Source organism: Kitasatospora atroaurantiaca, assembly GCF_007828955.1.
Lineage (GTDB): Bacteria > Actinomycetota > Actinomycetes > Streptomycetales > Streptomycetaceae > Kitasatospora > Kitasatospora atroaurantiaca.
In genome coordinates, this window is sequence record NZ_VIVR01000001.1 from 4461836 (window position 1) to 4484735 (window position 22900).

Annotated in this window: 20 protein-coding genes; 19 read left to right on the forward strand and 1 reads right to left on the reverse strand. The window is 70.5% G+C overall.

What is annotated here, in order from left to right:
* The first annotated feature begins 56 nt into the window (after window positions 1-56).
* The 18 genes from FB465_RS20525 to FB465_RS20610 all read left to right on the forward strand — a co-directional run bounded on the left by FB465_RS20525 (window position 57) and on the right by FB465_RS20610 (window position 21513).
* Window positions 57-611 (forward strand): NuoB/complex I 20 kDa subunit family protein, encoded by a 555-nt coding sequence (locus FB465_RS20525; RefSeq protein ID WP_145792635.1) that lies wholly within the window; start codon window positions 57-59, stop codon window positions 609-611.
* Window positions 608-1327, forward strand: coding sequence for an NADH-quinone oxidoreductase subunit C (locus tag FB465_RS20530; RefSeq protein ID WP_145792637.1), 720 nt, complete (start codon window positions 608-610; stop codon window positions 1325-1327). Before FB465_RS20525 ends, FB465_RS20530 begins: the two co-directional genes overlap by 4 nt.
* Window positions 1327-2652 carry an NADH-quinone oxidoreductase subunit D gene (locus FB465_RS20535; protein WP_145792638.1) on the forward strand — a complete coding sequence of 442 codons (1326 nt, stop codon included), beginning with the start codon at window positions 1327-1329 and terminating at the stop codon, window positions 2650-2652. Before FB465_RS20530 ends, FB465_RS20535 begins: the two co-directional genes overlap by 1 nt.
* Window positions 2649-3389, forward strand: coding sequence for an NADH-quinone oxidoreductase subunit NuoE (nuoE, locus tag FB465_RS20540; protein WP_145792640.1), 741 nt, complete (start codon window positions 2649-2651; stop codon window positions 3387-3389). Before FB465_RS20535 ends, nuoE begins: the two co-directional genes overlap by 4 nt.
* Window positions 3389-4750, forward strand: coding sequence for an NADH-quinone oxidoreductase subunit NuoF (gene nuoF, locus FB465_RS20545; protein ID WP_145792642.1), 1362 nt, complete (start codon window positions 3389-3391; stop codon window positions 4748-4750). Before nuoE ends, nuoF begins: the two co-directional genes overlap by 1 nt.
* Window positions 4747-7188: an NADH-quinone oxidoreductase subunit G gene (locus FB465_RS20550; protein WP_145792644.1), complete on the forward strand. Its 2442-nt coding sequence runs from the start codon at window positions 4747-4749 to the stop codon at window positions 7186-7188. Before nuoF ends, FB465_RS20550 begins: the two co-directional genes overlap by 4 nt.
* Window positions 7182-8531, forward strand: a complete 1350-nt coding sequence (nuoH, locus tag FB465_RS20555) for an NADH-quinone oxidoreductase subunit NuoH (RefSeq protein WP_246192752.1) — start codon at window positions 7182-7184, stop codon at window positions 8529-8531. Before FB465_RS20550 ends, nuoH begins: the two co-directional genes overlap by 7 nt.
* A gap of 2 nt (window positions 8532-8533) precedes the next feature.
* Window positions 8534-9118 carry an NADH-quinone oxidoreductase subunit NuoI gene (gene nuoI, locus FB465_RS20560; RefSeq protein ID WP_145792646.1) on the forward strand — a complete coding sequence of 195 codons (585 nt, stop codon included), beginning with the start codon at window positions 8534-8536 and terminating at the stop codon, window positions 9116-9118.
* Window positions 9115-9993, forward strand: a complete 879-nt coding sequence (locus FB465_RS20565) for an NADH-quinone oxidoreductase subunit J (protein WP_145792648.1) — start codon at window positions 9115-9117, stop codon at window positions 9991-9993. The genes nuoI and FB465_RS20565 overlap by 4 nt, the downstream gene beginning before the upstream one ends.
* A complete protein-coding gene (nuoK, locus tag FB465_RS20570) occupies window positions 9990-10289 on the forward strand; it encodes an NADH-quinone oxidoreductase subunit NuoK (RefSeq protein WP_035798594.1) in 300 nt (99 codons plus the stop codon). Before FB465_RS20565 ends, nuoK begins: the two co-directional genes overlap by 4 nt.
* A 14-nt stretch (window positions 10290-10303) precedes the next feature.
* On the forward strand, window positions 10304-12202 hold the full coding sequence (gene nuoL / locus FB465_RS20575; protein WP_145792650.1) for an NADH-quinone oxidoreductase subunit L: 1899 nt from the start codon (window positions 10304-10306) through the stop codon (window positions 12200-12202).
* A gap of 214 nt (window positions 12203-12416) precedes the next feature.
* Window positions 12417-14033, forward strand: coding sequence for an NADH-quinone oxidoreductase subunit M (locus FB465_RS20580; RefSeq protein ID WP_145792651.1), 1617 nt, complete (start codon window positions 12417-12419; stop codon window positions 14031-14033).
* Entirely contained in the window at window positions 14030-15667 is a 1638-nt protein-coding gene (gene nuoN, locus FB465_RS20585; RefSeq protein WP_145792653.1) for an NADH-quinone oxidoreductase subunit NuoN, read from the forward strand. Before FB465_RS20580 ends, nuoN begins: the two co-directional genes overlap by 4 nt.
* 195 nt (window positions 15668-15862) lie before the next feature.
* The gene (locus tag FB465_RS20590) at window positions 15863-16876 is read left to right on the forward strand and encodes a polyprenyl synthetase family protein (RefSeq protein WP_145792654.1); all 1014 of its coding nucleotides are present in this window, start codon (window positions 15863-15865) and stop codon (window positions 16874-16876) included.
* Window positions 16877-17120: 244 nt separating this feature from the next.
* Window positions 17121-17783, forward strand: a complete 663-nt coding sequence (locus tag FB465_RS20595) for a response regulator transcription factor (protein WP_145792656.1) — start codon at window positions 17121-17123, stop codon at window positions 17781-17783.
* A gap of 198 nt (window positions 17784-17981) precedes the next feature.
* Window positions 17982-19955, forward strand: a complete 1974-nt coding sequence (locus FB465_RS20600; protein ID WP_145792658.1) for a 2-oxoacid:acceptor oxidoreductase subunit alpha — start codon at window positions 17982-17984, stop codon at window positions 19953-19955.
* Window positions 19948-20991 (forward strand): 2-oxoacid:ferredoxin oxidoreductase subunit beta, encoded by a 1044-nt coding sequence (locus FB465_RS20605; RefSeq protein WP_145792660.1) that lies wholly within the window; start codon window positions 19948-19950, stop codon window positions 20989-20991. Before FB465_RS20600 ends, FB465_RS20605 begins: the two co-directional genes overlap by 8 nt.
* Before the next feature lie 141 nt (window positions 20992-21132).
* Window positions 21133-21513 carry a hypothetical protein gene (locus FB465_RS20610; protein ID WP_145792662.1) on the forward strand — a complete coding sequence of 127 codons (381 nt, stop codon included), beginning with the start codon at window positions 21133-21135 and terminating at the stop codon, window positions 21511-21513.
* A gap of 29 nt (window positions 21514-21542) precedes the next feature.
* Here FB465_RS20610 and FB465_RS20615 read toward each other — a convergent pair whose 3' ends face one another.
* On the reverse strand, window positions 21543-21920 hold the full coding sequence (locus tag FB465_RS20615) for a winged helix-turn-helix transcriptional regulator (protein WP_145797477.1): 378 nt from the start codon (window positions 21918-21920) through the stop codon (window positions 21543-21545).
* A gap of 107 nt (window positions 21921-22027) precedes the next feature.
* Here FB465_RS20615 and FB465_RS20620 point away from each other — a divergent pair, with 107 nt between their 5' ends.
* Window positions 22028-22876: an SDR family oxidoreductase gene (locus FB465_RS20620; RefSeq protein WP_145792664.1), complete on the forward strand. Its 849-nt coding sequence runs from the start codon at window positions 22028-22030 to the stop codon at window positions 22874-22876.
* Window positions 22877-22900: the final 24 nt, after the last annotated feature.

The following is a 22900-nucleotide window of genomic DNA, read 5'->3' on the forward strand; positions in this document are numbered from 1 at the left end:
GCCCCTTGTGAACGCGAGGGCAAACACCCGGACTTGAGAAGGCTGAGAGGGATCTGATGGGTATCGAGGAGAAGCTGCCGAGCGGCTTTCTGCTCACCAGCGTGGAGACGGCCGCGGGGTGGGTGCGCAAGGCATCCCTCTTCCCGGCCACCTTCGGGCTGGCCTGCTGCGCGATCGAGATGATGACCACCGGGGCCGGCCGCTACGACCTGGCCCGGTTCGGCATGGAGGTCTTCCGGGGCTCGCCCCGGCAGGCCGATCTCATGATCGTGGCGGGGCGGGTCAGCCAGAAGATGGCCCCGGTGCTGCGCCAGGTGTACGACCAGATGGCCAACCCGAAGTGGGTCATCTCGATGGGCGTCTGCGCCTCCTCCGGCGGGATGTTCAACAACTACGCGATCGTCCAGGGCGTGGACCACATCGTCCCCGTCGACATCTACCTGCCGGGCTGTCCGCCCCGCCCGGAGATGCTGATGGACGCCATCCTCAAGCTCCACGACAAGATCCAGCACGAGCCGCTCGGCGTGAACCGGCGCCGCGCGGAGGAGCTGGCCGAGGAGCTCGCCCTGGAGGCCACCCCGACCAGCGAGATGGGGGGGCTGCTGCGATGACCTCCGAGAACAACGCGCCGGAGAGCGCCGTCCCCGCCACCCGTAAAGAGATCCCGGTGGAGGTGATCGGCAAGCGCCAGGGCATGTTCGGCGCGCAAGGCACCGGCGACACCTCCGGCTTCGGCGGCCTGACCGCCCCGATCGCGCTGCCCCCGGCGAGCGTCCGCCCGTACGGCGGCTGGTTCGACGAGGTGGCCGACGAGTTCGAGGGCGCGATCGAGGAGCAGGGCCTCGACCCGGCCGAGGTGGTCCAGAAGACCGTCGTGGACCGCGGCGAACTCACCCTCCACATCGCCCGCGAGCACCTGCTCAAGGCCGTCCGGACCCTCCGCGACGACCCGGCCCTTCGCTTCGAGCTCTGCCTCGGTGTGAGCGGCGTGCACTACCCGAGCGACACCGGCCGGGAGCTGCACGCGGTCTACCAGCTGCGCTCGATCACCCACGGCCGCCTGCTGCGCGTCGAGGTCAGCGCACCGGACGCCGACCCGCGCATCCCGTCCGTCGTCAGCGTGTACCCGACCAACGACTGGCACGAGCGCGAGGCGTACGACTTCTTCGGCCTGATCTTCGACGGCCACCCCGGGCTCACCCGGATCATGATGCCGGACGACTGGCTGGGCCACCCGCAGCGCAAGGACTACCCGCTCGGTGGCATCCCGGTCGAGTACAAGGGTGCCCAGATCCCGGCGCCCGACCAGCGGAGGTCGTACAGCTGATGAGCACTGACTACGAAGCAGGTGCGCGAGAGACCACCGAGGGCCGGGTCTTCACCGTCACCGGTGGCGACTGGGGCGAGGTGGTCGAGGCCGTCGGCAGGGCCGACGACGAGCGGATCATCGTCAACATGGGCCCCCAGCACCCGTCCACCCACGGCGTGCTGCGGCTGATCCTGGAGATCGACGGCGAGACGGTGAAGGAAGCCCGCTGCGGCATCGGCTACCTGCACACCGGCATCGAGAAGAACATGGAGTTCAGGAACTGGGTCCAGGGCACCACCTTCGTGACCCGGATGGACTACCTGACCCCGCTGTTCAACGAGACCGCCTACTGCCTGGCCGTCGAGAAGCTGCTCGGCATCACGGATCAGATCCCCGACCGGGCCACCGTCATCCGGGTCATGATGATGGAGCTCAACCGGATCTCCTCGCACCTGGTGGCGCTGGCCACCGGCGGTATGGAGATCGGCTCCACCACCCTGATGATCTACGGCTTCCGGGACCGCGAAGTCATCCTGGACGTCTTCGAGTTGGTCACCGGCCTGCGCATGAACCACGCGTACGTCCGGCCCGGCGGCCTGGCCCAGGACCTCCCGCCGGGGGCGGTCGACCAGATCCGCGAGGCCGTCAAGCTGTTCCGTTCGCGGATGCACGAGTACGACAAACTCGCCAGCAACAACCCGGTGTTCAAGGCCCGCCTGGTGGACGTCGGTCACCTCGACCTGTCCGGCTGCCTGGCCCTCGGCGCCACCGGGCCGATCCTGCGGGCCACCGGCCTGCCGCACGACCTGCGCAAGTCCGACCCGTACTGCGGGTACGAGAACTACGACTTCGAGGTCGCGGTCGCCGACACCGCCGACTCCTACGGCCGGTTCCTGATCCGGCTGGAGGAGATGAAGCAGTCGCTGCGGATCGTCGAGCAGTGCCTGGACCGGCTGAAGCCGGGCCCGGTGATGGTGGCGGACAAGAAGATCGCCTGGCCCGCCCAACTGGCCGTCGGGGCCGACGGGATGGGCAACTCGCTCGATCACATCCGGAAGATCATGGGCACCTCGATGGAGGCCCTGATCCACCACTTCAAGCTGGTCACCGAGGGCTTCCGGGTCCCGGTCGGGCAGGCGTACACGGCGGTCGAGTCGCCCAAGGGCGAGCTCGGGGTGCACGTGGTCAGCGACGGCGGGACGCGCCCGTACCGCGTCCACTTCCGCGACCCCTCGTTCACCAATCTGCAGTCGATGGCGGCGATGTGCGAGGGCGGCCAGGTCGCCGACGTGATCGTCGCGGTGGCCGGGATCGACCCGGTGATGGGAGGCGTGGACCGGTGAGCAACGTCGAATTGGGCCTGCCGGCGCTGCCGGCCAAGCCGTACCCGGCGGAGGTGCAGGCCAGGCTGGCGGAGGACGCCAAGGAGCTGATCGGCCGCTACCCCGTGGCCCGCTCCGCGCTGCTGCCGCTGCTGCACCTGGTGCAGGCGGAGGAGGGCTTCGTCAGCCCGACCGGGATCCGGTTCTGCGCCGAGCAGTTGGAGCTGACCACCGCGGAGGTCTCGGCTGTCGCGACCTTCTACACCATGTACCGGCGCCGGCCCGCCGGGAAGTACCACGTGGGCGTCTGTACCAACACGCTCTGCGCGGTGCTCGGCGGCGACCAGATCTTCGACGAGCTCCAGGAGCACCTCGGGATCAGGAACAACGAGACCACCGCCGACGGCGAGATCTCGATCGAGCACATCGAGTGCAACGCGGCCTGCGACTATGCCCCCGTGGTGATGGTCAACTGGGAGTTCTTCGACAACCAGACCCCCGAGAGCGCCAAGCAGCTGGTCGACGAGCTGCGGGCCGGCCAGGACCCGCAGCCCACCCGGGGCGCCCGGCTCTGCTCCTTCAAGGAGACCTCCCGCCTGCTGGCCGGCTTCCCCGACGAGCGCCCCGGCGCCGTGGACGCCTCCGGCGCGGGCGGCGCCCCCTCGCTGGCGGGCCTTCGGCTGTCCAAGGGCGAGGCCCTGCCCGGCACGCCGGGCACCAAGGTCGTCTCACCGCGCCACGAAGGGACCGAAGCGTGATGACCTCCGCCGAGCCGGCCGAGAAGCTGCTCACCCCCGTACTCTCCGCCTCCTGGGACGACAACCGCCCCTGGACGCTGGCCACCTACCGGCGCCACGACGGCTACCAGGGCCTGCAGGCGGCCCTCGCGATGCCGCCCGACGACGTCATCGCCCTGGTGAAGGACGCCGGACTGCGCGGCCGCGGCGGCGCGGGCTTCCCCACCGGCATGAAGTGGCAGTTCATCCCGCAGAACGACGGCAAGCCGCACTACCTCGTCGTCAACGCGGACGAGTCCGAGCCGGGCACCTGCAAGGACATCCCGCTTCTCTTCGCCAACCCGCACTCGCTGATCGAGGGCATGATCATCGCCTCGTACGCGATCCGCTGCGACCACGCCTTCATCTACCTGCGCGGCGAGGTCGTCCCGGTGCTGCGCCGGCTCCAGGCGGCGGTCGCGGAGGCGTACGAGGCCGGGTACCTCGGGAAGAACATCCTCGGCTCGGGCATCGACCTCGATATCACCGTGCACGCGGGCGCCGGGGCGTACATCTGCGGCGAGGAGACGGCGCTGCTCGACTCGCTGGAGGGCCGGCGCGGCCAGCCGCGACTGCGGCCGCCGTTCCCGGCCATCGCCGGTCTGTACGCCTGCCCGACGGTGGTCAACAACGTCGAGTCGATCGCCTCGGTGCCGCCGATCCTGGCCCGGGGCAAGGAGTGGTTCAAGTCGCTCGGGACGGAGAAGTCCCCCGGCTTCACGCTCTACTCGCTCTCCGGGCACGTCACCAACCCCGGCCAGTACGAGGCCCCGCTCGGCATCACCCTGCGCCAGCTGCTGGACATCAGCGGAGGCGTGCGGGCCGGGCACCAGCTCAAGTTCTGGACCCCGGGCGGCTCCTCCACCCCGATGTTCACGGACGCGCACCTCGACGTCCCGCTCGACTACGAGGGCGTCGGCGCGGCGGGTTCGATGCTCGGCACCAAGGCGCTGCAGATCTTCGACGAGACCACCTGCGTGGTCCGGGCGGTCACCCGGTGGACCGAGTTCTACGCCCACGAGTCCTGCGGCAAGTGCACCCCGTGCCGCGAAGGCACGTACTGGCTCGTGCAGTTGCTCAAGCGGATCGAGGCGGGCCAGGGCGTCGCCGGCGACCTGGAGAAGCTGCTCGACATCGCCGACAACATCAACGGCAAGTCCTTCTGCGCCCTCGGCGACGGCGCCGCCAGCCCGATCGTCTCCTCGCTGCAGCACTTCCGCGCCGAGTACGAGCAGCACCTCGCCGAGCGGCGCTGCCCGTTCGACCCGGCGGCCTCCACCGTCTGGGCCGACACCCACCGCACCGGCCACCAGTCCGCCACCGAGAGGGAGGTGCACGCATGACCATCACAGAGACAGGCACCGACCTCGTCACGCTCACCATCGACGGCGTCGAGGTCCAGGTCCCCAAGGGGACGTTGGTGATCCGCGCGGCCGAGCAGATCGGCACCCAGATCCCGCGCTTCTGCGACCACCCGCTGCTCGACCCCGCAGGCGCCTGCCGCCAGTGCATCGTCGAGATCGAGGGCCAGCGCAAGCCCGTGGCCTCCTGCACCATCCCGGTCGCCGAGGGCATGGTGGTCCGCACCCAGGTCAGCTCGCCGGTCGCCGAGAAGGCGCAGCGCGGCGTGATGGAGCTGCTGCTGATCAACCACCCGCTGGACTGCCCGGTCTGCGACAAGGGCGGCGAGTGCCCGCTGCAGAACCAGGCGATGACCACCGGTGACCCGGACACCCGCTTCGAGGGCATGAAGCGCACGTACGAGAAGCCGATCCCGTTGAGCAGCCAGGTGCTGCTGGACCGCGAGCGCTGCGTGCTCTGCGCGCGCTGCACCCGCTTCTCCCAGCAGATCGCCGGTGACCCGTTCATCGAGCTGCTGGAGCGCGGAGCGCTGGAGCAGGTCGGCATCGGCGACGACGAGCCCTTCGCCTCGTACTTCTCCGGCAACACCATCCAGATCTGCCCGGTGGGTGCGCTGACCTCGGCGGCTTATCGTTTCCGCTCCCGGCCGTTCGACCTGGTCTCCTCGCCGAGCGTCTGCGAGCACTGCTCCTCCGGCTGCTCGCAGCGCACCGACCACCGACGCGGCAAGGTGCTGCGCCGGCTGGCGGGCGAGGAGCCCGAGGTGAACGAGGAGTGGAACTGCGACAAGGGCCGCTTCGCCTTCCGCTACGGGCAGTTGCGCGACCGGCTGAGCAGCCCGCTGGTCCGGGGCGAGGACGGCGAACTCGTCGCCGCCTCCTGGCCGGAGGCGCTCGCCAAGGCGGCCGCCGGGCTGAGCGGCGCCCGGACGGCGGTGCTGGCCGGCGGCCGGGTGACGGTCGAGGACGCGTACGGCTACGCCAAGTTCGCCCGGGTCGTGCTCGGCACCAACGACGTGGACTTCCGCTCCCGCCCGCACAGCGGGGAGGAGGCGGACTTCCTGGCCGCGGCGGTCGCGGGCCGAGGCGTCGACCTGGATGGCGAGGGTGTCTCGTACCAGGAGCTGGAGAAGGCGCCGGCCGTGCTGCTCGCGGGCTTCGAGCCCGAGGAGGAGTCGCCGATCGTCTTCCTGCGGCTGCGCAAGGCCAACCGTGCCGCCGGACTGCAGGTCTTCTCGATCGCCTCGCACCGCTCGCGCGGCCTGGGCAAGCTGCGCGGTGCGCTGCTGCCCGCCGCGCCCGGGACCGAGGCCGAGTGGCTCTCCGCGCTGGCCGACGACGAGGCGCTCGGCGACGACGCCGGCCGGGCGGCCGGCCTGCTCCGGACGCCCGGTGCGGTGATCCTGGTCGGCGAACGGCTGGCTGCCGTCTCCGGCGCGCTGACCGCCGCACTGCGGCTGGCCCACGCCACCGGCGCCAGGCTCGCGTGGATCCCGCGGAGGGCGGGTGAGCGCGGCGCCGTCGAGGCGGGTGCGCTGCCCGGTCTGCTGCCCGGCGGCCGCCCGGTCTCCGTGCCGGCCGCCCGGGCCGAGGCCGCCGACGCCTGGGGCGTCGCCGACCTGCCGGCCAGGGTCGGCCGGGACACCGACCAGATCCTGGCGGCCGCCGCCCACGGTGACCTGGACGCCCTGGTGGTCGGCGGCGTCGGCCTGGAGGACCTGGCCGACCCGGCGCTTGCCGAGGAGGCGCTGACCCGGGTGCCGTTCGTGGTCTCGCTGGAGATCCGGCCCTCCGCCGTCACCGAGCGCGCGGACGTGGTCCTGCCGGTGGCCGCGGTGGCCGAGAAGGCCGGCACCTTCCTCGACTGGGAGGGCCGGGCGCGGATGTTCGAGGCCGCGCTCAAGCCGGACCAGCTGATGCGGCGCCAACTGCACTCCGACGTGCGGGTGCTGAACATGCTCGCCGACGCGATCGGGCGCCCGCTGGGCCTCCCCGACGTCCGGGCCGCCCGGCTGGAGCTGGACCGCTTCGCTCCGTGGACGGGCGACCGCCAGGCCGCGCCGGCCGCGCACCCGGCCCCGCTGCCCCGCCCGGCCACCGGCCAGGCCGTGCTCGCGGGCCACCGGATGCTGCTGGACAACGGCTCGCTGCAGGACGGCGACGAGCACCTGGCCGGTACCCGGCACCCGGTGGTCGCCCGGCTCTCGGCGGTCACCGCCGAGGAGATCGGCGCGTCCACGGCGGTACGGATCACCGGCCCGGGCGGTTCGCTCGTCCTGCCGGTGGAGCTCACCGCCGAGCTGCCGGACCGTACGGTCTGGATCCCGCTCAACTCCACGCCGGGCGGCGCCCATCGCGCGCTCGGCACCACGGTGGGCCACCTGGTCACCATTGCTGCGGCGGAGGAGGAGCAGTGCTGAATCTCTCTGGGAGGCAGACCCTCGTCGCAGCCTACGAAACCCTGGGCTTCTTCGGACGCGACCCGTGGTGGCTGGTCCTGCTCAAGGCGGTGTTCGTCTTCGCCTTCCTGGTCGGCACGGTGCTGATCGCCATCGTCTGGGAGCGCAAGGTCGTCGCCTGGATGCAGCTGCGCATCGGCCCGAACCGGCACGGCCCCTGGGGCATGCTGCAGTCGCTGGCCGACGGGGTGAAGCTCGCGCTCAAGGAAGACCTGGTGGTCACCGGGGCCGACAAGGTGGTCTACGTGCTGGCCCCGATCGTCGCGGCCATCCCGGCGTTCATGGCCTTCGCGGTGATCCCGTTCGGCCCGGCGGACAACGAGGTCTCGATCTTCGGCACCCGTACCCCGCTGCAGCTCACCGACCTGCCGATCGCCCTGCTCTACATCCTGGCCGTCGCCTCGGTCGGCATCTACGGGATCGTGCTGGCGGGCTGGTCCTCCGGCTCGACGTACCCGCTGCTCGGCGGTCTGCGCTCGGCCGCGCAGATGATCTCGTACGAGATCGCGATGGGCCTCTCCTTCGCGGCGGTGTTCATCTACTCGGGGTCGATGTCCACCTCGGAGATCGTCGCCTCCCAGCAGCCGACCTGGTTCGCGGTGCTGCTGCCGGTCTCGTTCATCGTCTACATCATCGCGATGGTCGGTGAGACCAACCGGGCGCCCTTCGACCTCCCGGAGGCCGAGGGCGAGCTGGTCGGCGGTTTCAACACCGAGTACAGCTCGTTGAAGTTCGCGATGTTCATGCTGGCCGAGTACGTCAACATGGTCACCGTCTCCGCCGTGGCCAGCACGCTCTTCCTGGGCGGCTGGCGGGCGCCGTGGCCGATCTCGACCTTCTGGGCCGGCGCGAACCACGGCTGGTGGCCGATGCTCTGGATCGTCATCAAGATCCAGCTGCTGCTGTTCTTCTTCATCTGGCTGCGCGGCACGCTGCCCCGCCTGCGCTACGACCAGTTCATGAAGCTGGGCTGGAAGGTGCTGCTCCCGGTCTCGCTGGTCTGGCTGGTGATGGTGGCCAGCGTGCGCGCCCTGCGCAACGAGGGCTACGACTTCGGCCAGGTGGTGCTGTACGTCGGCGCACCGATCGGCGCGATCCTGCTGCTGGCCCTGCTCCGGGACGTCTTCAAGCGCAAGCCCGAGCCCGAGGAGACGCCCCCGGCCGAGTTCGACCCGATGGCCGGCGGCTACCCCGTACCGCCGCTGCCGGGCCAGGAGTCCCCGCCCGTACCGCGCCGGCCCAGCCGCGCGCCGAAGCAACTCCAGGACGCCCTCAACGGGGCCGACCATCCCGAAGGGAGCTGAACATGTCGGACGACAGGACGGACAAGCCGTCGATCCTCGGCCCGGCCGCAGGCTTCGGCGTGACCTTCAAGGCCATGTTCAAGAAGCGGCTGACCGAGCAGTACCCGGAGCTGAAGAAGCCCACCGCTCCGCGCTTCCACGGCCGCCACCAGCTGAACCGGCACCCGGACGGCCTGGAGAAGTGCATCGGCTGCGAGCTCTGCGCCTGGGCCTGCCCGGCCGACGCGATCTACGTCGAGGGCGCGGACAACACCGACGAGGAGCGCTACTCGCCCGGTGAGCGCTACGGCGCGGTCTACCAGATCAACTACGCCCGCTGCATCCTCTGCGGGCTCTGCATCGAGGCCTGCCCGACCCGCGCGCTGACCATGACCAACCAGTACGAGCTGGCCGACTCCTCGCGTGCGGACCTGATCTTCACCAAGGAACAGCTGCTCGTCGGCCTCACCGAGGGCATGGTGGACACCCCGCACGCGATCTTCCCGGGCGCCGACGAACAGGCCTACTACCGCGGCGAGATCACCGCGGCGGCGCCGGGCACGGTGCAGCAGGAGCGCACGGACCGCGAGAAGGAGGTGCAGCCATGACCTCCACGGGCGAAGCCGTACAGTTCTGGATCCTCGCCGTGATCGCCGTCGGCGGCGCACTCGGCATGCTGCTGATGAAGAAAGCCGTGCACAGCGCACTCTGTCTGGCGGCCACCATGATGGCGCTGGCGGTCTGTTACCTGGCCCAGGGCGCGGTCTTCCTGGGCGTGGTGCAGATCGTCGTCTACACCGGCGCGATCATGATGCTCTTCCTCTTCGTCGTCATGCTGGTCGGGGTCACCACCGCCGATTCGCTCAAGGAGCAGCTGAAGGGCCAGCGGGTCGCCGCCGTGCTCACCGGCCTCGGCTTCGGCATCCTGCTCTGCGCGGGCATCGCCAACGCGAAGCTCAGCCACTTCACCGGCCTCTCCGAGGCCAACGCCGAGGGCAACGTCCAGGGCCTGGCCCGGCTGATCTTCACCAAGTACGTCTGGGCCTTCGAGGTCACCGGCGCACTGCTGATCACCGCCGCGATCGGCGCCATGGTGCTCACCCACCGCGAGCACGTGAAGGCCCCGCTCACCCAGCGCGAGCTGGCCGCCCAGCGGGTGAAGGACAACATCCAGGTGCCGCCGCTGCCGGCCCCCGGCGTGTACGCGAGGCACAACGCGGTGGACATCCCCGGCCTGCTCCCGGACGGCACCATCGCCGAGGACTCCGTGATGAACACCCTGCGCGAGCGCGGCCAGATCCGCGACGTCAGCCAGGCGATGCTGCAGCGGATGGCCGAGCTGGAGTCCACCACCGCCGACTGGCTCGGGCGGCCCCCGTCCGAGCGACCGCCGGTGACGGGCCCCCGCAAGGAGCTCGAGACGGTGCCGAAGAACGGCGTGCCGGAGAACGGCGTCCCCGAGAATGAGGAGGGTGGGGAGTGAACCCCGTCAACTACCTCTACCTGGCAGCCCTGTTGTTCACCATCGGCGCCTCCGGCGTGCTGATCCGGCGGAACGCGATCGTGCTGTTCATGTGCGTCGAGCTGATGCTCAACGCCTCCAATCTGGCCCTGGTCACCTTCTCCCGGCTGCACGGCAACCTGGACGGCCAGATCATCGCGTTCTTCACCATGGTGGTCGCGGCGGCGGAGGTCGTGGTCGGCCTCGCCATCATCGTGAGCATCTTCCGGACCAGGCACTCGGCTTCGGTCGATGACAGCAACCTGATGAAGCTGTAGGCGGAGGGCCCACGGTGAACTCTCTCATTCCGCTGCTCGTGGCGGCTCCTCTGGTCGGCGCTGCCCTGCTCCTGCTCGGCGGGCGCCATCTCGACCGCTTCGGTCACTGGCTGGGTACGGCTGCTGCCGCGCTCTCCTTCGTCTTCGGCCTCGTGCTGTTCGCGAACATGCTGGGCAAGGCGGGGGACGACCGGACGGTCAACCTGTTCCTGTACAGCTGGATCCCGGTGAACGGCTTCCAGGCCGACGTCGCCTTCCAGCTCGACCAACTGTCCATGACCTTCGTCCTGTTGATCTCCGGCGTCGGCTCGCTGATCCACCTCTACTCGGTGGGTTACATGGCGCACGACGAGCGCCGTCGCCGCTTCTTCGGGTACCTCAACCTGTTCCTGGCCTCCATGCTGCTGCTGGTGCTGGCGGACAACTACCTGCTGCTGTACGTCGGTTGGGAGGGCGTGGGCCTCGCCTCGTACCTGCTGATCGGCTTCTGGCAGCACAAGCCGAGTGCCGCGACCGCCGCCAAGAAGGCCTTCCTGGTCAACCGGGTCGGCGACATGGGCCTGTCCATCGCGATCATGGTGATGTTCACCCAGTTCGGCAGCTTCACCTTCGGGCCGGTCTTCGGGGCGGCCGGCCAGCTGAGCGAGGGCAAGCTGACGGCCATCGCACTGCTGCTCCTGCTGGCCGCCTGCGGCAAGTCGGCCCAGGTGCCGCTGCAGTCCTGGCTCGGGGACGCCATGGAGGGCCCGACCCCGGTCTCGGCCCTGATCCACGCGGCCACCATGGTGACCGCCGGCGTCTACCTGATCACCCGCTCCGGCCCCATCTTCAACCTCGCCCCCGACGCGCAGCTCGCCGTCGTGGTGGTCGGTACGGTCACGCTGCTCTTCGGTGCGATCGTCGGTTGCGCCAAGGACGACATCAAGAAGGCGCTGGCCGGCTCGACCATGTCGCAGATCGGTTACATGATCCTGGCGGCCGGCCTCGGTCCGATCGGGTACGCCTTCGCGATCATGCACCTGGTCACCCACGGCTTCTTCAAGGCCGGGCTCTTCCTCGGCGCCGGGTCGGTCATGCACGGCATGGACGACGAGGTGAACATGCGTCACTACGGCGGCCTGCGGAAGTACATGCCGATCACCTTCGTCACCTTCGGCCTCGGCTACCTCGCCATCATCGGGTTCCCGGGTCTGTCGGGCTTCTTCTCCAAGGACAAGATCATCGAGGCGGCCTTCGCCAAGGGCGGCACCGAGGGCTGGATCATCGGCCTCTGCGCACTGCTCGGCGCCGCCGTCACCGCGTTCTACATGACCCGGGTGATGATCCTGACCTTCTTCGGCGAGAAGCGCTGGCAGGCGGACGCCACCACCGGCGAGGAGCCGCACCCGCACGAGTCGCCGTCCACCATGACGCTGCCGATGATCGTCCTGGCCTTCGGCTCGGTCTTCGCCGGCGGGCTGTTCGTCCTGAACAACTCGTTCGTGGACTGGCTGGAGCCGGTCACCGGCCACTCCGAGGGCAACTCCCCGCTGACGCCGCTCACCGTCACCCTGATCACCACGGTCTGCATGGTGATCGGTGTCGCCCTCTCGTACGCCATGTACGGGCGCTCGGCCGTCCCCGTCACCCCGCCGGTCGGCTCGCCGCTCACCCGCGCCGCGCGCCGCGACCTGCTGCAGGACGACTTCAACCACGCGGTGCTGGTCCGGCCGGGCTCGGCCCTGACCGCCTCGCTGGTCTACCTGGACAGCAAGGCGCTGGACGGCTTCGTCAACGGTCTGGCCGCCACCATCGGCGGCATCTCCAGCCGCCTGCGGCGGGTCCAGACCGGCTACGTCCGGTCGTACGCGCTCTCCATGTTCGGCGGCACGCTGATCCTGGTCGCCACCACTCTCCTGATGAGGTCGGTCTGATGATGGCCGCTATTCGCCCACTCGCCTCCAGGCGCTCATACCCGGTGCCGACACTCTCCCCCAGCCTGGCGGCTGGGAGGTGCCCCCAGGCTCCGGCACTCTCCCCCAGCCTTCGGCCGGGGGGACCCCCATCGCTCGCTTGTCGCTCCTCCCTTTCGACACCGGCACGCCCTTCGGCTCGGGGCGGCGACTGTTCACGTCAGGAGGTAAGGCCATGAGTTACCTGCTGACCGCCACCTGCGCCGTCCCGGCGGCCGGCGCGGTGCTCACCGCCGCGCTGCCGGCCGGCTCCAGCGAGGCGCGCCGCCGTACCAGCAAGGCCGTGGCGCTGGTCGTCTCGGGCGCCACCCTGGCGCTGGCCGCCGTCGTGGCCGCCCGGTTCGAGCCGGGTGGGGCGCGCTACCAGCTCGCCGAGTCGTACAGCTGGATCCGCTCGTTCGGGATCTCCTTCTCGCTCGGGGTGGACGGCATCGCCGTGGTGCTGATGCTGCTCACCGCCGTGCTGGTCCCGGTGATCATGCTGGCCTCCTGGCACGACGCCGACCCGGCGCCCGCGCCGGAGGGCACGTTCGAGAACAAAAGGCGTACCCAGGGCTTCTTCGCCCTGGTGCTGGCCGTCGAGGCGATGGTGATCGTCTCCTTCCTGGCGACCGACATCTTCGTGTTCTACGTCTTCTTCGAAGCCATGCTGATCCCGATGTACTTCCTGATCGGCGGCTTCGGCGACCGTGCGGGCGGCCCCGAGTCCGGGGCGCAACGCTCGTACGCCGCGGTGAAGTTCCTGCTCTACAACCTGCTCGGCGGCCTGGTCATGCTGGCCGCGGTGGTCGGCCTGTACGTGATCGCGCAGGGCAAGGGCTTCGCCACCTTCGACCTGCCGACGCTCACCACGGCGATCGCGGACGGCAAGCTCACCATCGACCCCACCGCCGAGAAGGCGCTCTTCCTGGGCTTCTTCTTCGCCTTCGCCGTCAAGGCCCCGCTCTGGCCGCTGCACACCTGGCTGCCGAACGCGATGGGTGAGGCCACCGCCGGAACGGCCGTGCTGATCACGGCGGTTGTGGACAAGGTCGGCACCTTCGCGATGCTCCGGTTCTGCCTCGGGCTGTTCCCGGACGCGTCGAGGACCTTCGGCCCGACGATCCTGGTGCTCTCGCTGATCGGGATCGTCTACGGCGCGCTGCTCGCGGTCGGCCAGAAGGACATCAAGCGCCTGGTCGCGTACGCCTCGATCTCGCACTTCGGCTTCATCATCATGGGCATCTTCGCCTTCACCAGCCAGGGCCAGAGCGGCGCCACCCTCTACATGGTCAACCACGGCATCTCCACCGCCGCGTGGATGCTGATCGCGGGCTTCCTGATCTCGCGGCGGGGCTCGCGTCTGATCGCCGACTTCGGCGGCGTGCAGAAGGTCGCCCCGGTACTGGCCGGCACCTTCCTGATCGGCGGCCTGGCCACGCTCTCGCTGCCGGGGCTCGCCCCGTTCGTGAGCGAGTTCCTGGTCCTGGTCGGGACGTTCAGCAAGTACCCCGTGATCGGCATCATCGCCACCTTCGGCATCGTGCTCGCCGCCCTCTACGCGCTGGTGCTCTACCAGCGCACCATGACCGGACCGGTCAAGGCGGGCGTCGAGGGCATGGCCGACCTCAAGGCGCGCGAACTCCTCGTGGTCGCCCCGCTGGTGGCACTGACCATCTTCCTGGGCGTGTACCCGAAGCCGCTCACCGACATCGTCAATCCGGCGGTGGACGCCACGCTCTCCCAGGTCCACCAGACCGACCCGGCGCCGGCCCACCCGGTCGCCGCCACCACCGGAGGTGAGCAGAAGTGATCCACAGCCTGTGGACGGCTGCGGCGGGCGGCAACAGCCCGAGCATTCCCGCGCCGCACGTCGAGTACGGCCAGCTCTCCCCGATGCTGGTGGTCTTCGGAGCCGCGATCGCCGGCATCCTGGCCGAGGCCTTCCTGCCCCGCCGGTCGCGCTACGGCGCCCAGCTGGTCATCTCGCTGCTCGGCCTCGGCGGTGCCTTCGCCGCGGTGATCGTGCTCGCCGCCCAGGGGTACGGCACCACCAAAGCCGGCCTGCTGGCGATGGGCGCTGTCGCGCTGGACGGCCCGGCACTGTTCCTGCAGGGCGTCATCCTGCTCTCCGCCGTGGTCGCCGTCCTCACCTACGCCGAGCGGCGGCTCGAGCCGCGCCTCAACGGCCACGGGGTGGACGCCTTCACCGCGCAGGGAGCGGCCGTACCGGGCGGTGAGCAGGAGCGGCAGGCCACAAAGCAGGGCTTCACCACCACCGAGGTCTTCCCGCTCACCCTCTTCGCCGTCGGCGGCATGCTGCTCTTCCCCGCCGCCAACGACCTGCTGACCATGTTCGTGGCGCTGGAGGTCTTCTCCCTCCCGCTCTACCTGCTCTGCGCCCTGGCCCGCCGCCGCCGGCTGCTCTCCCAGGAGGCGGCGGTCAAGTACTTCCTGCTCGGTGCCTTCGCCTCGGCGTTCTTCCTCTTCGGCACCGCGCTGCTGTACGGCTACGCGGGCAGCGTCCAGCTCGGCGACATCGCCGACGTGGTCTCGGGCGTCGCCCCCGTCACCCCGGCCCTGGCGACCACCACCCAGAACGACGCGCTGCTGCTGATCGGTCTGGCCATGCTCGCCGTCGGCCTGCTCTTCAAGGTCGGCGCGGTGCCGTTCCACTCCTGGACCCCGGACGTGTACCAGGGCGCCCCGACCCCGGTCACCGGCTTCATGGCGGCGGCGACCAAGACGGCGGCCTTCGGGGCCTTCCTGCGCCTCTTCTACGTGGCCTTCCCCGGCCTGCGGTGGGACTGGCGGCCGGTGATGTGGGGCGTCGCGATCCTCACCATGGTGGTCGGCGCGATCCTGGCCGTCACCCAGCAGGACGTGAAGCGGCTGCTGGCGTACTCCTCGATCGCGCACGCGGGCTTCATCCTCACCGGCGTGATCGCCACCAACAAGCAGGGCCTGAGCGCCGTCCTCTTCTACCTGCTCGCGTACTCCTTCGTCACGCTCGGCGCCTTCGCCGTGGTGACGCTGGTCCGCGACTCCAAGGGCGAGGCCACCCACCTGTCCAGCTGGGCCGGGCTCGGCCGGCGCTCGCCGCTGGTGGCGGGTGTCTTCGCGCTCTTCCTGCTGGCCTTCGCGGGGATCCCGCTCACCTCCGGGTTCACCGGGAAGTTCGCGGTGTTCCAGGCCGCGGCGGCGGGCGGCGCCACGCCGCTGGTCATCGTGGGTGTGCTGAGCTCCGCGGTCGCGGCGTTCTTCTACATCCGGGTCATCGTGCTGATGTTCTTCTCCGACCCGCAGCCCAGCGGCCCGGCCGTCGCCGTCCCCAGTCCGCTGACCGCCACCGCGATCGGCGTCGGGGTCCTGGTCACCCTGGGCCTCGGCCTGCTCCCGCAGTACTTCCTCGACCTGGCCTCCAAGGCCTCGGTCTTCGTCCGATAGCCCGACCCGCCGGGGCCCGCAGTCCACCACTGCGGGCCCCGACGCATGCCCGGCCTGCCTCGCCCGGCTCGCTTGAAGGAGCCGCACCCGCACGCCCGTGCAGTGATCCACTCGTGACCCGATACCCTCCTTGTAGGCCAGCGGCGGCACTCAGGGACCAGGCCGCAGAAACGACCAGGGACAGGAGTGGTCTTCGTGACCGTCGTGGGGCCCTTCGGGCTGAGCGTGCAGGACCGCGATCTCACCCGCGACGTCCAGACAGGGATGGACGCAGTGGAGGCCTCGCTCGTCGAGGCGGTCAAGAGCGACGTCCCCTTCATCACGATCACCGCCAGCCACCTGATCGAGGCCGGCGGCAAGCGCTTCCGCCCGCTGCTGGTCATGCTGGCCGCGCAGTTCGGCGACCCGTACGCCCCCGGCGTCGTCCCGTCCGCCGTGGTCGTCGAGCTCACGCACCTCGCGACGCTCTACCACGACGACGTGATGGACGAGGCCCCCGTACGCCGCGGCGCCCCCAGCGCCAACTCGCGCTGGGACAACTCCGTCGCCATCCTCACCGGCGACTTCCTCTTCTCCCGGGCCTCCCAGGTGCTGGCCGACCTCGGCCCGGAGGCCGTCCGGATCCAGGCCGACGCCTTCGAGCGGCTGGTCACCGGTCAGATCCTGGAGACCGCGGGCCCCCGCCCGGGCGACGACCCGCTGCAGCACTACCTGGACGTCATCTCCGGCAAGACCGGCTCGCTGATCGCCGTCTCCGGCCGCTTCGGCGCGCTGATGGCCGGTGCCGAGGACTGGATCGTCGACATCCTCACCCAGTACGGCGAGCGGATGGGCACCGCCTTCCAGCTCGCCGACGACGTGCTCGACATCGCCAGCGACAGCCACGAGTCCGGCAAGACCCCCGGCACCGACCTGCGCGAGGGCGTCCCGACCCTGCCGATCCTGCTGCTCCAGCAGATGCCGGTGGACGAGGCCAACCCGGAGGACGTACGGCTGCGCGAGCTGCTCGACCGCGACCTCGCCGAGGACGACGAGCTGCACGCCGAGGCCCTGCGGCTGCTCCGCCGCCACCCCGCGCTCGAGCGCGCCCGCCGGGAGACCCTGCGCTACGCCGAGGAGGCCCGCGCGCTGCTCACCCCGCTCCCGGAGTGCCCGGCCAAGGCCGCCCTGCAGGGGCTCTGCGACGCGGTGGCGATCCGGACCATGTGATCCGGAGCATCTGAGGGGCACCACCAGGGGCGCGTGGGGGCACCTCCCGGCCGAAGGCTGGGGGAGAACTGCGCGAGGCGGAAGACAGCCGACCCGCAGCGAACCTTGGGGAGCAGGGTGCAGGTGCCCTCGGTGCCCGGTTGTCCGTGGTGCCCTGCCGTTTCGCGCAGTTCCCCGCGCCCCTGCCGGTGATGCGCGAGACTGGGGCCGTTGATCAGGAGCCGTACTCCCGAAGGGCCGTCCCATGCTGCGCGTCGTCATCGCCGAGGACTCCGTACTCCTGCGGGAGGGGCTGACCCGGCTGCTCACCGACCGTGGGCTGGAGGTCGTCGCCGGGGTCGGGGACGGCGAGGCGCTGCTGATGACCATCCACGAGCTGGCCGCCGCCGACGCGCTGCCGGACGTGGTGGTCGCGGACGTACGGATGCCGCCGACCCACACCGACGAGGGCGTCCGCGCCTGCGTCACCCTGCGCGGCCTCTACCCGCAGCTGGGCGTCCTGGTGCTCTCGCAGTACGTCGAGGAGCGCTACGCGGGCGAGCTGCTGGCGGGTTCCACCCGGGGTGTCGGGTACCTGCTCAAGGACCGGGTCGCCGAGGTCCGGGAGTTCGTCGACGCCGTGGTGCGGGTCGCGGGCGGCGGTACGGCGCTGGACCCGGAGGTGGTGCAGCAGCTGCTCAGCCGCAGCCGAAGGGGTGATGTTCTGGAGGGCCTGACCCCGCGCGAGCGCGAGGTGCTGGGCTTGATGGCGGAGGGCCGGACCAACGCGGCCGTCGCCAAGCAGCTGGTGGTCTCCGACGGCGCGGTGGAGAAGCACGTCAGCAACATATTCCTCAAGCTGGGCCTGGCCCAGAGCCCCGAGGACCACCGCCGGGTGCTCGCCGTGCTCACCTATCTGAGCTCCTGACGGCGGGATCTGCCGCCCGCCGGGTATGACCCGCGGCGGGGTGGGCGTTGGAATCCGTAGAGGAAACCACCGGCGACGCGGTTTGCCGTTGGTTACAACCTAGCCATCCTTGAGCCGCTTAGGATGCGATTGGTGCACCAGGCGGACGGGGCACACGGCTCACGCCCGCGGCTGGTGCCCACGAGGAGGTCCGCGGCAGTGACCAGTCAGGTCGATCAGTCAGAGGCAGTGGACGGCTCGGACGGAGGCGAGGGCCGCCTGGGGCCCACCGCTCCGCCGGGCAGGCAGCACCCGCCCGCCAAGCCGATCCGTCGGCTGGACCGGGTGATCATCCGCTTCGCCGGTGACTCGGGCGACGGGATGCAGCTCACGGGTGACCGCTTCACCTCGGAGACGGCGTCCTTCGGCAACGACCTCTCCACCCTGCCGAACTTCCCTGCCGAGATCCGGGCCCCCGCCGGCACCCTGCCGGGTGTCTCCAGCTTCCAGCTGCACTTCGCCGACCACGACATCCTCACCCCGGGCGACGCGCCGAACGTGCTGGTCGCGATGAACCCGGCCGCGCTCAAGGCCAACCTGGCGGACCTGCCGCGCGGCGCGGAGATCATCGTCAACACGGACGAGTTCACCAAGCGCGCCCTGGCCAAGGTCGGCTACGCCGCCGACCCGCTGACCGACGGCTCGCTGCAGGCGTACCACCTGCACAAGGTGCCGCTGACCACGTTGACCGTGGAGGCGCTCAAGGACAGCGGTCTGGCCCGGAAGGACGCCGAGCGGGCCAAGAACATGTTCGCGCTGGGCCTGCTCTCCTGGATGTACCACCGGCCCACCCACGGCACCGAGAAGTTCCTGCGCACCAAGTTCGCCAAGAAGCCCGACATCGCCGAGGCCAACATCAGCGCCTTCCGCGCGGGCTGGAACTTCGGCGAGACCACCGAGGACTTCGCCGTCTCCTACGAGATCCCGCCGGCCAGGCTCCCCGCCGGGACGTACCGGAACATCTCCGGGAACCTGGCGCTCTCGTACGGGCTGATCGCCGCCTCCCAGCGCTCCGGGCTGCCGCTGTTCCTCGGCTCGTACCCGATCACCCCGGCCTCGGACATCCTGCACGAGCTGAGCCGGCACAAGAACTTCGGCGTCCGCACCTTCCAGGCGGAGGACGAGATCGCCGGCATCGGCGCGGCGCTGGGCGCGGCCTTCGGCGGCTCGCTCGGGGTGACCACCACCTCAGGGCCCGGGGTGGCGCTGAAGTCGGAGACCATCGGTCTCGCGGTCTCGCTCGAACTGCCGCTGCTGGTGGTCGACATCCAGCGTGGCGGCCCGTCCACCGGTCTGCCGACCAAGACCGAGCAGGCCGACCTGCTGCAGGCGATGTTCGGCCGCAACGGCGAGGCCCCGGTCCCGATCGTGGCCCCCGCCACCCCCGCCGAGTGCTTCGACGCGGCACTGGAGGCGGCCAGGATCGCGGTCACCTACCGCACCCCGGTCTTCCTGCTCTCCGACGGCTACCTGGCCAACGGCTCCGAGCCGTGGAAGATCCCCTCGGTCGACGAACTGCCGGAGATCGCACCCGACTTCGCCGACGGCCCGAACCACACGCTGGAGGACGGCAGCGAGGCCTTCTGGCCGTACAAGCGCGACCCGCACACCCTCGCCCGCCCCTGGGCGATCCCCGGCACGCCGGGCCTCGAGCACCGGATCGGCGGTATCGAGAAGCAGGACGGCACCGGCAACATCTCGTACGACCCGGCCAACCACGACTTCATGGTCCGCACCAGGCAGGCCAAGATCGACGGAATCACCGTGCCGGCCCTGGAGGTTGACGACCCCACGGGCGAGGCGAGGGTGCTGGTGCTGGGCTGGGGCTCGACGTACGGGCCGATCACCGCGGCCGTACGGCGGGTCCGGGCGGACGGCGGCCACGTCGCCCAGGCCCACCTGCGCAACCTCAACCCCTTCCCCGCCAACCTCGGTTCGGTGCTGAAGGGCTACGACCGGGTCATCGTGCCCGAGATGAACCTGGGCCAGCTGGCGCTGCTGCTGCGCGCCAAGTACCTGGTGGACGCGCAGTCCTACAACCAGGTGCGCGGACTGCCCTTCAAGGCGGCCCAGTTGGCGGACGTGCTGTGGGCGGCGATCGGAACGCTCGAAGGGGATGAGAGCAATGACTGAGGCCTTCCGTTCGCTGAGGCTCGTGCCGAAGGACGACCAGCCGCAGAGCGCCAGGGACTTCAAGACCGACCAGGAGGTCCGCTGGTGCCCCGGCTGCGGGGACTACGCGATCCTGGCAGCCGTCCAGGCCTTCATGCCCGAGCTCGGCATCCGCCGGGAGAACACCGTCTTCGTCTCCGGCATCGGCTGCTCCTCCCGCTTCCCGTACTACATGAACACCTACGGGATGCACTCCATCCACGGCCGCGCCCCGGCCATCGCCACCGGCCTCGCCGCCTCCCGGCCCGACCTGTCCGTCTGGGTCGTCACCGGCGACGGCGACGCGCTCTCCATCGGCGGCAACCATCTGATCCACGCGCTGCGCCGCAACGTCAACCTCAAGATCCTGCTCTTCAACAACCGGATCTACGGTCTGACCAAGGGCCAGTACTCGCCGACCAGCGAGCTCGGCAAGATCACCAAGTCCACGCCGATGGGCTCGCTGGACGCGCCCTTCAACCCGCTCTCCCTGGCTCTCGGCGCCGAGGCCACCTTCGTCGCCCGGACCATCGACTCCGACCGCAAGCACCTGCAGTCCGTGCTGCGCGCCGCCGCCGAGCACGAGGGCACCGCGCTGGTGGAGATCTACCAGAACTGCAACATCTTCAACGACGGCGCCTTCGAGGTCCTGAAGGACCCCGGCACCCGCGACGAGGCGCTGATCCGCCTCGAACACGGACAGCCGGTCACCTTCGCCGGGCAGGGCGTCTTCCGCGACCCGCAGGGCGAGCTGTTCGTCGCCGGGGTCACCCCCGAGAACGAGGGCGAGGTCATCGTCCACGACGCCCATGCGGCGAGCCCTGCCGGTGCCTTCGCACTCTCCAGGATCGCCGACGCGGACACCCTGCACCACACCCCCATCGGCGTCCTGCGCGACGTCCAGCGGCCGGTCTACGACACCCTGATGGCCGACCAGCTCGCCACCGCCACCGCCGAGCGCGGCCCCGGCGACCTGGCCGCACTGCTCGCCGGAAGCGACACCTGGGCCGTCGGCTGACGCCCGTCGCTCCCGCCCCTGGCGCCCCCGCTCCGGCGGGGGCGCCGTCGTCATGCCCGGCCGCCCGGCCGCCCGGGCAGCGGGCTCGGGGCGGTACGGTCGGTCGCGATCTCGCTCACGACCGATCAACCGGAGAGTCCCGTGCGGAAGGCCGCCCTCGTCGCCACAGGTCTCGTCCTCGCGGCCGAGGCGCTTCTCATGTCCCTGCTGCTCGGGGCCGTCGTGGTGGTCGCGCTGACCATCGACCCGGAACCCGACAGGCCGTCGCCGCCCTGGACGGACAACCTGTGGCTCGGCCTGGCGGTGTGTTGGGTGGCGGTGTGCATCTGGGGGGCCGTCCGGACCTTCGGCCTGGTTCGCCGGCCGAGAACCGACGGGTGGGCCGTGGAACTCGTGCTGGTCGCGGTCGGGCATGCGCTGGCCGCCCTGCCGATCGCACGGACCGAGCTGTGGCCGTACGCAGTGCTCCTTGCCGCCGTCGCCGGACTGACCACGCTGCTCGCCGTGCCCGCCACTGCGTGAGCGTGCCCCCAAGATCTACCCGACAGGGCTCAGCGCGCGTCGTACGCCTCGCGGGCTTCCGCGACGGCGCACATGCGGGACTCGACCCAGTGTGCGAGCTCGGAGACCGGTCGGGCCACCTCCTCGCCGAGCGGGGTGAGGCTGTAGTCCACCCTGGGCGGGATCACCGGGTGCGCCTCGCGCAGCACGAAGCCGTCGCGCTCCAGCGTCTGGAGCGTCTGCGCGAGCATCTTCTCGCTCACCCCGGCGACCCGGCGGCGCAGCTCGCTGAAGCGGTAGCCGCGCTCGCTCAGTGCCACCAGCACCAGCACGCCCCAGCGGCTGGTGACGTGCTCCAGGACCGCGCGCGAGGGGCACATCCGGTCGTAGACGTCCGGCATACGGTCCAGCAGCGAGGGCTCGTTCATTACCTGCATGTAAGTACCCTACTTTGAAGTGCGTACTTAAAAAAGGTTAGTACAGTCCCTAGGGTGAGTGAGGAACCGAAGGAAACCGCACACCTCAGGGAGTAGCAATGATCGTCGTCACCGGTGCCACCGGACAGCTCGGCCGTTTCGTCGTCGAGGGGCTGCTGGCCGAGGTCCCCGCGAGCGAGGTGGCGGTCGCCGTCCGCTCCGCCGAGAAGGCCGCCGCGTGGGCCGCGCAGGGCGTGGACGTCCGGGTGGTCGACTACAACCGACCGGAGACCCTGGAGGGCGTGTTCGCCGCCGGTGACCGGGTGCTGCTGATCTCCGGCAACGAGATGGGCAGCCGGGTCACGCAGCACCGGGCGGTGATCGACGCGGCGAAGGCCGCCGGAGTCGCCCTGCTCGGGTACACCGGGGTGCTCGGCGGTGACGAGGCGAGCTTCCGCCTGGCGGACGAGCACAAGGCGACCGAGGCGGCGATCCGCGAGTCGGGCCTGCCCTTCGTCTTCCTGCGCAACGGCTGGTACACGGAGAACTACACCGCCGACGCGGCCGGCACGGTCGAGCGCGGCGTGGTGCTCGGCAGCAGCGGGGACGGCCGGGTGGCCACCGCGACCCGCCGGGACTACGCGGCGGCGGCGGTCGCGGTGCTCACCGGCGAGGGGCACGAGAACCGTGCGTACGAGCTGAGCGGCGACGTGGCCTGGAGCTTCTCGGAGTACGCGGCCGAGCTGGCGGCGCACTCGGGCAAGCCGGTGGTGTACCGGAACGTGTCGGCGGAGGAGCACCGCGAGGTGCTGCTCGGGGCGGGGCTGCCGGAGGTCTTCGCCGACATCTTCGTGGACGTGGATGCGGCCATCGGGCGCGGCGACCTCGCCCGCACCACCGGTGACCTGGCCCGGCTGATCGGCCGCCCGACCACCCCGCTCGTCGAGACGGTCAAGGCCGCCCTCTGACGCGGCTGTCATGACCAAAATGCG

Bases quoted from the DNA above. Each gene is read 5' to 3' on its own strand.
- FB465_RS20530 (WP_145792637.1), top strand. From the start codon at position 608: ATGACCTCCGAGAACAACGCGCCGGAGAGCGCCGTCCCCGCCACCCGT.
- FB465_RS20595 (WP_145792656.1), top strand. From the start codon at position 17,121: ATGCTGCGCGTCGTCATCGCCGAGGACTCCGTACTCCTGCGGGAGGGG.
- FB465_RS20580 (WP_145792651.1), top strand. From the start codon at position 12,417: ATGAGTTACCTGCTGACCGCCACCTGCGCCGTCCCGGCGGCCGGCGCG.
- FB465_RS20550 (WP_145792644.1), top strand. From the start codon at position 4,747: ATGACCATCACAGAGACAGGCACCGACCTCGTCACGCTCACCATCGAC.
- FB465_RS20535 (WP_145792638.1), top strand. From the start codon at position 1,327: ATGAGCACTGACTACGAAGCAGGTGCGCGAGAGACCACCGAGGGCCGG.
- nuoI (WP_145792646.1), top strand. From the start codon at position 8,534: ATGTCGGACGACAGGACGGACAAGCCGTCGATCCTCGGCCCGGCCGCA.
- FB465_RS20525 (WP_145792635.1), top strand. From the start codon at position 57: ATGGGTATCGAGGAGAAGCTGCCGAGCGGCTTTCTGCTCACCAGCGTG.
- FB465_RS20565 (WP_145792648.1), top strand. From the start codon at position 9,115: ATGACCTCCACGGGCGAAGCCGTACAGTTCTGGATCCTCGCCGTGATC.
- FB465_RS20605 (WP_145792660.1), top strand. From the start codon at position 19,948: ATGACTGAGGCCTTCCGTTCGCTGAGGCTCGTGCCGAAGGACGACCAG.
- nuoF (WP_145792642.1), top strand. From the start codon at position 3,389: ATGACCTCCGCCGAGCCGGCCGAGAAGCTGCTCACCCCCGTACTCTCC.
- FB465_RS20615 (WP_145797477.1), bottom strand. From the start codon at position 21,920: ATGAACGAGCCCTCGCTGCTGGACCGTATGCCGGACGTCTACGACCGG.
- FB465_RS20620 (WP_145792664.1), top strand. From the start codon at position 22,028: ATGATCGTCGTCACCGGTGCCACCGGACAGCTCGGCCGTTTCGTCGTC.